This is a genomic window from Desertivirga xinjiangensis, from assembly GCF_024436435.1.
Taxonomy (GTDB): Bacteria; Bacteroidota; Bacteroidia; order Sphingobacteriales; family Sphingobacteriaceae; genus Desertivirga; species Desertivirga xinjiangensis.
Map to the genome: position 1 here is coordinate 100,755 of NZ_JAFMZP010000006.1, position 13,188 is coordinate 113,942.

8 protein-coding genes are annotated in these 13,188 nt (G+C 44.0%); all 8 read right to left on the reverse strand.

Going from position 1 to position 13,188, the window contains the following annotated elements; translation table 11 throughout:
* Window position 1 precedes the first annotated feature (1 nt).
* The 8 genes from J3P37_RS15795 to J3P37_RS15830 all read right to left on the reverse strand — a co-directional run bounded on the left by J3P37_RS15795 (window position 2) and on the right by J3P37_RS15830 (window position 13,169).
* Window positions 2–1,147, reverse strand: coding sequence for a sialidase family protein (locus tag J3P37_RS15795; protein WP_256012318.1), 1,146 nt, complete (start codon window positions 1,145–1,147; stop codon window positions 2–4).
* An 11-nt stretch (window positions 1,148–1,158) separates the two neighbouring features.
* Entirely contained in the window at window positions 1,159–1,878 is a 720-nt protein-coding gene (locus tag J3P37_RS15800; protein WP_256012319.1) for a DUF3826 domain-containing protein, read from the reverse strand.
* Window positions 1,879–1,888: 10 nt separating this feature from the next.
* Complete coding sequence (locus J3P37_RS15805) at window positions 1,889–4,630, reverse strand: glycoside hydrolase family 78 protein (protein ID WP_256012320.1); 2,742 nt, start codon at window positions 4,628–4,630, stop codon at window positions 1,889–1,891.
* A gap of 1 nt (window position 4,631) precedes the next feature.
* Window positions 4,632–7,445, reverse strand: coding sequence for a glycoside hydrolase family 2 protein (locus J3P37_RS15810; RefSeq protein WP_256012321.1), 2,814 nt, complete (start codon window positions 7,443–7,445; stop codon window positions 4,632–4,634).
* A gap of 3 nt (window positions 7,446–7,448) precedes the next feature.
* Entirely contained in the window at window positions 7,449–8,915 is a 1,467-nt protein-coding gene (locus J3P37_RS15815) for a sialate O-acetylesterase (protein WP_256012322.1), read from the reverse strand.
* Window position 8,916: 1 nt separating this feature from the next.
* Entirely contained in the window at window positions 8,917–10,767 is a 1,851-nt protein-coding gene (locus J3P37_RS15820) for a sialidase/neuraminidase family protein (RefSeq protein WP_256012323.1), read from the reverse strand.
* Window positions 10,760–11,692, reverse strand: a complete 933-nt coding sequence (locus tag J3P37_RS15825; RefSeq protein WP_256012324.1) for a glycoside hydrolase family 43 protein — start codon at window positions 11,690–11,692, stop codon at window positions 10,760–10,762. Before J3P37_RS15825 ends, J3P37_RS15820 begins: the two co-directional genes overlap by 8 nt.
* A 76-nt stretch (window positions 11,693–11,768) precedes the next feature.
* Window positions 11,769–13,169: a glycoside hydrolase family 140 protein gene (locus tag J3P37_RS15830; RefSeq protein WP_256012325.1), complete on the reverse strand. Its 1,401-nt coding sequence runs from the start codon at window positions 13,167–13,169 to the stop codon at window positions 11,769–11,771.
* Window positions 13,170–13,188: the final 19 nt, after the last annotated feature.

Below are 13,188 nucleotides of genomic sequence, written 5' to 3' on the forward strand. Positions count from 1 at the left end.
TTTAATCTTGTGTAATCTCTCCTGCTGCCGGAGCGGTATAACCTTTCATTTTAGGCCATACGCCTTTCTTAATTTTTTTAAGCTTCAATTTCGACGGATCGATCACCGCATGTTTGATCTTTAGCCTTCTCCAGGTATAAATGACATGGATAAGTCCGTCATTAGTTTGGATGATCGAAGGGTAGGAATACTGGCTGATTGGAGAATCTTCCAGGATTGCCGCCGCATACCATGTTTTTCCGTTTTTTGAAATAGACAGGTTCAATGGTGTACGTGGCCCTTTTGCCAGATCACCGGGAGGCAATACATGATTATAGATCAGTGCATGTCTTCCGTCTTTCAAAGTCACTGCGTCTGTCCCCGAGTTATTGTTCGGCAAGGAAGTTTTAGCAAGCGGCCACCAGGTTTCGCCATTATCGTACGACCAGGATTCCAATATCGCACGATTACGGCTGCGGGCCAGTATCTGAAGCTTACCGTTACCATGATCCAATACACTTGGCTGGATTGCATTAATATCTTTAGCTGCTGATAAAGGGCCAACTTTACGCCAGGTCTTTCCGAAATCAGGTGTCATTTCAAAATGTATCAGCCAGCTGTTGTTTCCCGGATTACCTTCTGTACTCGTTGGGCAAATAAGGTTACCATTGCTCAAAAGAATTGGTTTGTTCTTTACAGGTCCAATGAAACCCTCAGGCAAAGCCCGGGCTTCAGACCATGTTACACCGTTATCCTTTGATGTTCTTAGCCAACCTTTCCAGGTACCAGGGCTCGCTCCTATTTTGTAGAATAACATGAGTTCGCCATTTGGGATCTGATAAAGAACCGGATTCCAGGTAGGATACCGTTTATCAGGCATCACACCGTCAGCTACGTTTTGAGGTGCGGTCCATTTCCCATTTTCATGGCGGCTTACATAAATACAAACATCAGGGTTCCTCTCCTTCGTGCCGCCAAAAAAAGCTGCAACCAGACCCTTAGGTGTTTCAGCTATCGTTGCTGAATGTGCCTGAGGAAAAGGAGCTGAATCATATATAAACTCATCGACAAGGATCCCTTTTTTCCAGGGCCTGGTTTGAGCGGAAAGTATACCTGTTGATGCGAACAACAGGATCGTTAGTAATTTGATATATCTGTACTTCATCATTCTTGTTATATTTATTTCTTCGCAGCCGCCGCTTTTTTCGCTTTAACAGCATTTGTATAGTCTTTATACATCTGCTTCCAGTTGCGTCCGTTGGCGTTCAGATACTGCTCGCTTTTTGTTTTATAGATCTCGAAAATCGCTGAGATTTGGTTCATATTTTTGTAATCTACAGCCTGCTCACGTGCCTGCTTTAAGTTTTTGAGGATAGTGGCTTCTTCCTCGGCAGTAAGATTTGGAACAATCGACTTATAGCCGTTCATCGTGAAGGCTACCTTCCCAATAGTGTATTTGTCAAGGATCAGCTCAACCTGCTCTTCGGTAAGATCTTTACGCAGACCGTTCATTAGATTTTCATGTACAGATTTGGGCATCGCTGAGTTCGCTATTACCTGCCTGTCGAGGTCAGTTAATTTATTTCCCGTTGCCGGATTGATCCCTGCAGGTACTGTAGAAAAATGGTGTTCGTTGTGCCAGTCGCGGATGGTTTTCAGGTGTGTCGCGATCACCTCTTTTAGCCTTGCTTCTTTTGCAGGATCGTTAAGATTTAAGCTGGCTACCCATTCAGCAGCTTTTTTCTGCTGATCTTCGTCTGATTTTTGTCTCGCTTCCGCTGACATAGTTACGACCTTTACTTCCGACTTTTCCTGGCTGAATGCAGGAGCTGAGCACGAAAAAGACAAAGCGACACCCATAATGGCTGCTCCAAAAATGTTTGATTTTAAATTCTTCATATTTTTCTAATTAATATCCTGAACTAAATAAATACTCACCGGAACCGGCTTCGAATACCGCCCTGTTCCTCTCCATTTTAATGAATCGTAATCCGGCTGATGAAGATATTTTCTTTTTGTTTTCCTTCACCTGATCAACAGAACTTGCAGGCACGTATACCACAGCCTTTGTATTTGCAGGAATTGTTATTTTCCAGTCAAAGCTCTTTCCGCTTTTCTTCCAGTCACTCTTAACAATACCGTATGGAGACCTATAGCTTCCCTTCGCGGAACTCAGCCCATTGATCATTTCCGGCTTCATCACAATAGTTTTGAAGCCCGGATCTGCGTCATCAGCCCTAATCCCCAACAGGTTCTCGTAATACCATATCATCAGGTCGCCGAGCATCATCACATGGTTCTGAGAATTCATCTTCGGGTTGGCGGTGTTACCATTCCAAAGCTCCCAAATCGCTGTAGCACCATTTTCAATCATATATCCCCATGAGGGATATGTTTTTTGCGTCGCGATTCTGTAGGCAAGATCAGCTCTTCCCATATCGCTGAGCGTACGCATCAGCCATTGGGTTCCAATAAGTCCTGTACTCAGGTGTCCATTATTTTTCACTTCAATGATCTGGACGATCTGGTTTTGAACTTTTTTGAGATCTTCATTCTGCACCAGGCCAAAAGCAAGAGCCAGCAGATTGTCCGTCAAGGTATTTTCACCGTAATACCCTCCCTGGTTATAGTACTTTTTATTAAAAGCTATTTTAGCTGCTGCTGACCTTTTTGCAAAAGATGCGGTATCGGCTACATTGCCAGTTTGGCTGGCAAAACGGTTCAGCATATTCAGATAATAGAAGTAATACGCAGTAGCTATTAAAGCAGAAGGATGTTTCTGGTCGGCATTCACTCCGCGCCCGGCTTCAGCAGTTACCGGCGGCGCGCACCAATCGCCATAACTATCTTTAGTTAATATACCTTGCTCATTCAAATACCTCGATTCCATGTATTCGAGCCATTTTTTCATTGCAGGATAATATTCCTTCAGGACCTCAGTATCGCCGGTTTGCTTGTGAAGCATGTCTGCCACCATAAGTAATGTCCCCGGCCAGGTCATATTGTCGCTATAATAACGCCAGAATGCCGGAGCCACATCAGGGATAGCACCGTCTGCCTTTTGAGCATACCTGATATCTTCCAGCCATTTTTTATAAAGGGCGGTATTATCAAATAAGAAGCTTTCGCCATAAGCGCCGGTGGACCGGTCGCCAAGCCATGGCTGCCGTTCATTACGCTGAGGGCAGTCGACAGGCATCCCTTTATAGTTGGAAGCGATGCCCCACCATGAGTTTCTATAGATCTGGTTAAGCAAAGCATTCGAAGATTCGAAGGTTCCCACGGTTTGCATATCGTCGTACACCAGGCGCGCTGTAAAGTCAGCTTTAACCGGTGTGCCGGGATATCCATCTACTTCTATATATCTGAAACCATGATAAATAAACCTTGGCTCCCACTCTTCAACACCCTCACCTCTTAGTATGTAAGTATCTGTGGATTTCGCATCCCGGAGGTTAGTAACGAAAATAGAACCGTCCGGCTGCAAAGATTCTGCAAACCTCAGGGTAACTTTTCTGCCCTTAGTCCCTTTCACTCTGAACTTAACCCATCCCGCCATGTTTTGCCCAAAGTCAATGATATATTTATCACCGCGTTTAGTGATTGACTGAGCCGTGATATCCTGCATCACTTTCATGAACTGGTTCATCTGCGCCTCATAAGCACCCCCAGGCTCCTGTACGTATTCCGGCACTAGCCAATTTTTATCGTCAAAGCCAGCTTTGTTCCATCCCTGCATTTCCTTGCGGGCATCATATTCTTCACCATCGTATTCGTTATTAGCCAGTATCGGTCCGTCAGCGGTACCCTTCCAGCTTTGATCCGTTTTGATGGTTTCACTGCTGCCGTCAGTGTAACTGATGTTGATCTGCATCAGCAATTTTGGAAAACCGAAGGTCTTTTGCTTGTAGGCTTTTGTCTGGCGCATTTCAAAAAAGCGGCCGTTACCCAGAATCACTCCTATCGCATGTTTTCCGGCCTGCATCTGGCTTGTGACATTGAAAGTATTGTATTTAACATTTTGAGTGTAATCTGTAGGGGCAGGTGCTAAAACCTGATCACCAATTTTTTTCCCGTCGATATACAGCTCATATAGGCCCAGGCCAATAATGGAAGCGGTCGCCGATTTCACCTGTTTAGAGATGGCGAATTCTTTCCGGAAATACCTGGCTGATAATTTTGCAGATTTCTCCTCATCCCAGGGGAAGTACTTGTCGAAACCAATCCAGCGCCCTGTCCAGTCTTTGTATTGACTAAGACCCTTGCTCCAGCTGGCTACCGCACTCCAGTCAGACTCACCTTTATTCGTCCAAACCTTAACTTTCCAATAGGCAGTCATACCACTTTTCAGCAGGCGTCCTGCATATTTCACATGTATGGATTTGTCAGAATTGACCTTAGCCGAATTCCATAGATCCCCGTTCCCTGAAGCCAGGCCTTCCGGTGTAGAACTTACAATAACTTGATATGACAGCTGTTCAACACCCCGGTCGTAGCTTTTGATTTCCCAGCTTAAGGCAGGCTGCTCCATATCAATCCCAACCGGATTTACCAGCATTTCAACGCGCAGGTTCTGCAGCGACACAGCAGCCTCGGCCCGGGCGAAGCCCAGCATAGCAAGCAGAACAAGTAAACCCCTAATCATCCTCATCTTATTTTCCTGAAAAATCAAAATATAACGTTAATTTAAGTGCACGTGCAGGCTCCTTTTCATAGTCGTAGAAAACGTTTTTCATGGCCATTGGCCCGCTTCTGTCTGCACGCTGAGTCTTGGTCCCAATCCCCTGTATGCCTTGCATAAAAGAGATATCGCCAGACGGAAATTCTATATGATAGTTACCCCATTGGTCGTTCTTAGGTGCAGGACTAAACAAGCGCAGAAATACATCCTCTTTATCGGTAACCACTGTAAAAGGTTGATCAGTGGTAAGGAATTTACACCAATACATATTAGAATGATAGCCTTTAAATTCAGGATAGACCCAGGTCTCGCCAGTTTCTGTATTGTTATAATCTTTTTTCCAGACGCCGAACTGGTTTCCTTTTAAGCGGTTCTTCCAGACACGGTATGGTCCATTCCCCATGTATTCAACCCCTTTGATCTTTGATTCAGGGAAGGAGAAATTGACTCCGACAAAGCTTGTCAGGTATTCGGCCGGGAAATATTTTACATTGAGCTCTATCCAGCCTGAAGGGTAAATAACCCATTGCAAGGTATTATAAGCAGATTTTCTGTCGAATGTAGACTCGATGATCAGCTTGTCACCCTCTTTCCGGTGTTTTATCCCTGCGAAATTGTTGGCTCCTTCCTGCACCACCGGTCCGTTATTAAAAGGGACTTCGCCGTTCTTATTTTTTACTTTCCTTAAAACACCCGATTTCTTACTGAAGGAAAGCTGGATATCTTTAACCGTCACATTATAAAGAGAATCAGCTTCAGAGATAGAAACGGCAGAATTACCCTCTCTAATTACCAGCTCTTCAGCCTGCTTCACTGGAAGTGTTATGGGGAAGCTCCATGTAAATAACTCGCGGCCATGCGGATCCGTAGCTGTCATGTAAAGCACATCATAAGTTCTCCAGTCTCCAGGCAAAATGACAGACAGTGTTCCTTTTTCGAAAGGTTTAATATCCGGAGCCTTAGCCGTACCTGCCATGGATGCCTTACTATCCAGATTAAGAAGCTTCCAGCTAAACTTGCACTGATTCAGGTTAGTATAATAGTACCGGTTCTCCAAATTAAACACCCCATTAAAGTCGGAGGCTATTTCCCGGCGTTCAAAAAACACCGGTGACCAGACCTCTTTGATCGTATAATAACTTCCTTCTTTTTCATGAAATGGTCCCACAATTCCATCTGCACCACGGTTTCCGTCTGCATCTATTTTGCCATTTTTATCTGTACGGACTACGCCCTGATCCTGGAAGTCCCAAAGAAATCCTCCTGCAGACAGAGGGTTTTGCAGCATATCATTCCAGTAATCATCCAGGCTGGCGCCATGACCACCGTCAAATAATCCGTGTAAAAACTCAGTAGGCATCACGATACTGTGTCCATGTCTGTAGTTGCCGATGCCGTAGTTGTATTCCCGGTAGTGCTGGGTATCAAATCCATTAAAGTCCTCCCATGGGTGCACCAGGTGACGCTTCTGAATATCCTCTTGAGCAAACAAGAAGTCAAGCTCACGGTTGTGTCCCCCTTCATTTCCATTGGCCCATAGTACAATAGAGGGATGATTGACATCATGAGAAAGCATTTCCTTCACCAGTTTGGTTCCGGTAGCCGTATCATAATGTCCGTGCCAGCCAGCCAGCTCGTCCATTACAAACAAACCCAGCGAATCGCAGACATCCAGAAAGTGATCATCGGGAGGATAATGCGACATACGAACCGCATTCATGTTCATATCCTTCATCAGATTGACATCAGCGATGCTTATTTTCTTACTGGTTGTTCTTCCGGATGCCGGATGAAAAGAATGGCGATTAACACCTTTGAACTTTATCTTAACACCGTTCACATAAACACCATCCCGCTGTTTTACCTGCACCGTCCTAAAACCGAACTTCTTGCTGATCGAATGCACCAGTTTACCATTCTTATACAGGGTAAAAACTGCATTGTAAAGGTTCGGAAATTCAGGCGACCATAGCTTAGGAGAAGAAAATCTTCCTGAAACCAATGTGGTATCAGCCTTGATATCGCTGCTAAGCGCTTTGCCTAATTTTTTTCCATCCGTGTTGTATAACTGTATTTTTATTTTATCAGCAGCACCAGATGTGAAGACCTGGGTGTTAAATTCCCCGCTTGCCTTTGCATCGATGGCAACTCTTTCAATATGTGTTTCGGGAAGTGATTCCAGGAATACCGGACGGAATATCCCGCCGAAGATCCAGAAGTCGGCTTTACGCTCTGCTTCATTCACCGTTTGGTTAGCAGAATGCTTGGCTACGGTTACCTCTAAGGAGTTAGCTGAGCCGTAATTTAACAACTTACTGATATCATATTTGAAAGCATAAAATGCTCCCTGATGTATCGCTCCAGCCGATTTACCGTTGATTTTCACTTCAGTATCGGTCATCGAGCCCTCAAAAACAATATTTATTTTACGACCTTTCCAGCCAGCAGGAACATTAAATGAATGTTTATAATAGCCTACTTCTTTTCCGCGTATACTGTCTTTAGTAAAACCGTAGTCATACTTGCCAAAACCCTGAAGTTCCCAATTTGAGGGAACCGCTATTTTCGACCACTTACCCGCATTCATACCGTCCGAAACCATGAAATCCCATTGAACGGTATTGTCGCTTCCGGTTCCGGAAAGATAAAGCTTCTCCGTTTTCTGAGCTTGTGCAGAAAGGCCTGGTAGGAGCAGAAAGCAAAAGGCCAAAAGCAAGCTATTTACTTTCTCTGAAAGCTGTCCCAAAAACGCAGGAGTTACGATATATTTTAAAATATTATACATTTATTATTTTGCCTTCTCTGGTTGAAACTGGTTTTTCAATGGATTATCTGTTCTGAAAGGCATTGCAGGTAAACCAGCCCTATTATATAAATTTGCCTTTCCTCCTTCGTTCCAGCTAAAACGCACGTTTTCGGGACGCTGCACTTCAGCTGAAGAAACAAGTATTTTTTTTCCTTTAATTTCCGCTATTGCGGGAACATATTTACCGTCGGAACCAGCTATTTCAAACTGAGTCAGAATTTTACTACCCCGAACATCCTTCGTATCCTTACACATTAAGCCTCCGCCCGTATTAGAAAAACTCAATTTTGCTTTCTTCCCCGACAGCTTCATCTTTTTGAACAATGGGCCGGTCGGAGTAAGCTTCAGCCCATAATCGTTTGCCAGTGGTAACTGTGCGAGGCGTCTCCCGACCTCCCATTTATAGCCTGGATGCAGATCATCCGGACTGTCGATGAGGTCGGTAGTGACGATCATCCCTGTATGAGGAATCTTCAACGCCGCCTGTTGAGCCTCCCAGAATTTTGGCAGAGTTTCTTTCGTCAGCGGATATTTATCTGTGCTTTTTGAGTAATAATAAGGTGCTATCTGGGTGTAGTAAAAAGGAAGCGAGCGATCGTTCCACAGTTTTCGCCAGCTATTGATCAATGCTTCCATTTTATAAGTATATTCTATAGTCTCATTTTGAAAGCAATTCGTTTCGCCCTGGTACCATAAAAATCCTTTCAGCGCAAAGGGAGACAGAGGTTCGATCATCGGCTTATAAAACTTGCCGGGGTCGCTGCTGATCTTCTTATCTTTGAAATAGTCAGACGTAAAGCCATTCTCTGGAATCCAGGGCTCAATGGCACTGCCTGGAATCGCAGATGATATCATCCCGACAGGAACCTTTAGCTTCTCATTCAGCTCTTTAGCGAAGAAATATCCTGGTGCAGAAAAAGAGCGCAAAGCAGAATCACGGGCGATACTCCAACCTTTGTTATGCTGGGGATCGGGTTTGATCAACTCCTTTCTGTTCACCAGGAAGATGCGGATCTCCGGATTTTTTGCATGTTCAAGCTCATTGATCTTAGCCTGATCTTCAGCGATTTTGCTTTTCATCTTGCTGTTCTTGCGCATGGTAAACTCCATGTTCGACTGTCCGGAGCAAAGCCAGACTTCCCCAACCAGGATATCATTTAACTGAATAGTATTGGATCCCTTAATGATCAGGGAAGCGCCCACTGAAGATGCTTTCAAGGGGTCCAGGATCACGGCCCACTTACCTGAATCATCTGCAACAGTTTTCTTTACTTGTTTGCCAAAAGTCACGCTAACCTGTTCTCCAACTGACGCCGTTCCCCAGATCGTTACAGGCTTCTTACGCTGCAAAACCATTCCATGTCCCAGGATCCGGGGCAGAATAATCTCAGCCTGTGTATTTAACACAAACACGGAAAGAATAATGCATATGAAGTATATCCTAAGCATTTTAGTATGAAGATGTTTTAAATGATTTAATGTAGTATACCGCTTCTGACACCGGAGTTCCGGGATCTTTCAAATCGTAATTCTGATCGGTCGGCGTATCAGCATTAGGGAAACGCCTAACATCCCCTGTCCTAAATACTACTCTTTCAAAAGCAGCAACAGGAGCAAACTGTAGCTTAGCGCCTCTAGTCTCGCCATTTACAATAACGTTGTAAATTCGTTTATCACGATCCAATTCTATCCTGATATTGTATTGTTTTCCAGCTTCATATTTCATAATGCCGGAATTCCGGTAACCAACTTTAGCCTCAAACTGTCCTTCGGCATTAAAGATCAAACGAGATGCAGGGATACCCTTTGCGTCAACAAACTCAATCTGAAGACTACCTTTATCGCTTTGTGCTGGAATAATCGAAAACTCTACTGCTACTTTCTTAGCTGCCGGAATTACCCGTTCAGCTTTCGCGTAATCGTATCTGTCTTTATCGCGAAGGGTCAGCGCCTTGGATCCATCAGGCGCTTTTTCTATTTTAGCAGAGGCCCACAGCGGACTGAATATATTCCAATAGTTTAACTCATTGCCTGCTGGCATCTGGTTGAAGACCTCGTTAACAGGAGCACTTACTTTTGAAATAACGGGAACCGGCACTTTTGCTACCCAGATATCCTCCTTATTCATACTGTATGTAAGCCACATATTTCTGTCAGGCGGCGTACCGTTACCTTCCAGGATACCTCGGATATATTGGGGTCCATAGGATTTGTAATTTCCCCCATAACGCATCGGAGAAATCTCACCATTAACTAATAAAAGATCTTTATACTCTAAACCATTATCACTGGTTGACACGGCCAACGGCCAGCGGAATTCAGAAGGATTGTAAACAGTGGCATAACGGCCGTCGGACATACGCTGCCCCCAGATCTTGGCATTGCTGTTAACAAAACCGGGTGCCCGTAAAGGATCGTATTTCCAGCTTTTGCCGCCATTATCACTTACAGAGGTAAGTGCATGTTTCCACAAGCCCACTACCCTTCCGTCGGGCAGATGATAATAACTGAACGCTTTAACAGGACGCTTAAACGGGATCAAGGGATCATTCCGATCCGCTTCTTCAACCATTTGCTGCATCATCAGCGGGTTATCCAGTATCTCATTGCAAGCCTGTACAAATCCCTTGTCCTTACTTTTGGTGTAAAAAGGGAATTGAGATTTTTTAGGATCCCAGGTAGAATTATAACGAAGAAAGTAGATCTGACCAAAACTGCCATCTTTCTTGATTTCACGAACCACTCGTCCGATACCTTTTCCATCATTCGGATCATCTTTAGCATCCATAGCGATACCATAGTAAGCTAGCGCTAATAAGCGTTGCTTTTTAGACACATAAAAACCTACCCGCTGGTGCATGGTTGCATACAGATCCTTCGCAACACCAGGATATCCCTCCTTTTTCCAACCGTCAGGAATTTTGTACTGAGGAAAAAGAATAACCGGCTTGGACCAGTTGTACCCGTCTTTCGACGTATGTAAAAGCGTCTGGCTAGGTGGAATATGTTCACCCACCGGATCACTCAGATATTCAAGGAAAAAGGTATTGTTCCAGTAAGCCAGCATTGGTGCGTGGTTGTAGGTCCAGCTGAAACCATCTGCCAGTTCAGGGTGTTCACGATTAGCCCTGAAAACCTGGATATTATGAACACCAATAGCCGGACTTAACTGACCATGGTGGTAATCTACATTAGATAATGTTGTACCGGTGTAATGCACCGTATCCTGTGCCTGCAAAGACAGGCTGCCCAGTAAAGCCAGTGTTATTAATCCTGATGTATATGTTTTTAATTTAGTCATTGTTTTTCTTTGTTGAATCACTTGCCGCCTTCTTTAATCCTTTTACAATGGATTTCTTCGCTTTAAAAATAGTTCCATGCTTATGACCTTGCGGTACCTCAGTCAGGGAAAATGAGTCTTTAAAAGTTTTGAAATCTGATGTCTTTACGCTTCCATAGCGTTTGTCGCGGTAGGAATCAAAGTAGATGATCCATTCATCACCTACTTTAGTAACAGAAGGTCCCTCAGTAAAAGATCCGGTAAAAGGCTCGGAAGCATCGCTCCAGGGGCCCAGAGCCGTTTTGCCAAACGCAACTTTCAGGTTCCGGTTAGGACGGGTATTGTCTTTAAGTACCAGTACAAAATCTCCCGGATTACGTTTAACGATCACCGCATCGATCACACTGAAGCCCGGATCGATAAAAAGCTTTGCCGGACTAAAGGTCTTGAAATCTTTAGTCGTGGTATAGTACATCCTATGGTTGTTGTCCTCATCCTCTACACCCTTTTTAAAACGGAATGGAATTGTTGAAGCCCAGATAATGATATACTGCTCATTGTCTTCATCATAGTAGAGCTCGGGAGCCCAAACATTAACCGTGGTCGGTTCATGACTCATTACATCAATAAACTCTTGTTCAGACCAATGCACCAGGTCTTTCGAACTGGCGTAACCAAAACCCTTATCCCCCTTCCAGCTGCTTGTCCATACCAGGTGGAAGGTACCATCCGGCCCTTTTACTATCGAAGGATCACGCATTACCTTCTGTGTTCCTACTTGAGGCTTAAGAAAGGTAGTATCGAGGTCATTCCATTTGTATCCGTCTTTACTATATAAAAAGCGCAGACCGTCCGTTGCCGGCTCATGAAAAGAGCTGAACATATAGACTTCCTTTGAGCAGGAGCTCAAACCAAGTATTATCGCTATCAGTGTTATTAACCGCATCTTTTTTAATTACGATTTATGAATTACGATTTACGAATAGCAGGATGCCAATTCGTCATTCATAACTCATTATTAGTTACTTCCCATCTAAGATCAACACCCAGTCATTCCCATCTTTCTTCTCTCCCGGAGGGTTGAACTCTTTAGTCCCCTTATTATCAAACTCACCAGCTTCGGTTGTTTTTCCATCACGGGGATTAAACCATGAAGCTTTAACTTTGTCACCTTCAATCTTTCCAAGGTTTACAGTAAAGTTTCTGCCGGTATAGGTGTAGATAAAAGCATAATTTTTACCGCGGGTAGCTATCAAACGCTCATACTTTTCTCCGTTATCTGCGATTAACGACTGATCAGGTACTCTTTCAAGAAACGGACGGGAAAGCATTAAAGTCTTTAGATGAACCATCTGGCTGGCTCCGGGAGCGTTAATAGCCGATGTCCATAACTCTTTTGAACCGTATGCGCTGCCTTTATCATAAGCACTATGCATTTGCATAACAGAGTTCTGCCCGTAAGTATATCCAAAGGCACCAGCAAATACCGACCAGTATCCATATCTTCTTACATCCTTGTCTGTCCAGCGGATTTCAGTGGTATCATGCAAACCCTGAGGAATTCCCTCGTAGGATGGTTCACCGTCAATCGTAGGTTTAACCGGGCTTAGCTTATAGTCATACTCCATAAACTTCCAGTTGTCTTCCCCGAAATGACGAGTTTCCTTGGCGGAAGTATCCTGGTCGTACCTTCGGTGTCCAGATTGCACCATGTTGAAATCAAGCCATGCTTCATTATGGAACCATTCTGAAGAAGCTGTTCTTCCGCGAGGGTGGAAGGTCATCAGGTGTACAGAATCAATTTCTTTAATAGTGCTGCCAATAGTTTTCCAAACCTCTATCGAGTCCTTTCCAGGTATATCGCCCCCATTTAACCAGATAATATTCTCCCTGTCTTTGTAGCGGTTCGCTAAAAACTCAGAATAAGCTTTTCCCTGAGCCTGGGTTACATGACCATTTTTTACGTTCGTGCCCCAAACAGGAACTAAAGCCATATATATCCCTTTTTCAGCTGCTTTGTCGATTACGTAATCAATATGGTCCCAAAAATCATATTGAACCGAATCAGTATAGGAACTTCCCTTTGTGGTATCAGGTTTAGAAACATCCAGATTCACCAGGGCAGAATCGCCATACACGTTCACTGAGTTTGGAACATCATGCAAAACCATTACCTGGATAACGTTGAAACCTTTTTTCTTTCTGTCCTCCAGGTAAGTATCAGCCTCTTCCCTTTTTAATTTATTAAATAATAACCAGCCGGTATCTCCCAGCCAGAAAAAAGGTTCACCATCAGCTGTAACAAGGTACCTGCCGTTTTCGGAAACCTTCAAAGCCTGCATTCCAGTGCTGCCTTCCTTTTGCGTATTACAAGCAAAAAAGCTGACAGCGATGAATGTTATTAAAATCAAAAATTTATTCATAATGTGTGTGTGCGTGTGT

Coding starts and splice junctions, on each gene's coding strand:
- J3P37_RS15830 (WP_256012325.1), bottom strand. CDS start 13,169: ATGAATAAATTTTTGATTTTAATAACATTCATCGCTGTCAGCTTTTTT.
- J3P37_RS15810 (WP_256012321.1), bottom strand. CDS start 7,445: ATGTATAATATTTTAAAATATATCGTAACTCCTGCGTTTTTGGGACAG.
- J3P37_RS15820 (WP_256012323.1), bottom strand. CDS start 10,767: ATGACTAAATTAAAAACATATACATCAGGATTAATAACACTGGCTTTA.
- J3P37_RS15825 (WP_256012324.1), bottom strand. CDS start 11,692: ATGCGGTTAATAACACTGATAGCGATAATACTTGGTTTGAGCTCCTGC.
- J3P37_RS15795 (WP_256012318.1), bottom strand. CDS start 1,147: ATGATGAAGTACAGATATATCAAATTACTAACGATCCTGTTGTTCGCA.
- J3P37_RS15805 (WP_256012320.1), bottom strand. CDS start 4,630: ATGAGGATGATTAGGGGTTTACTTGTTCTGCTTGCTATGCTGGGCTTC.
- J3P37_RS15800 (WP_256012319.1), bottom strand. CDS start 1,878: ATGAAGAATTTAAAATCAAACATTTTTGGAGCAGCCATTATGGGTGTC.
- J3P37_RS15815 (WP_256012322.1), bottom strand. CDS start 8,915: ATGCTTAGGATATACTTCATATGCATTATTCTTTCCGTGTTTGTGTTA.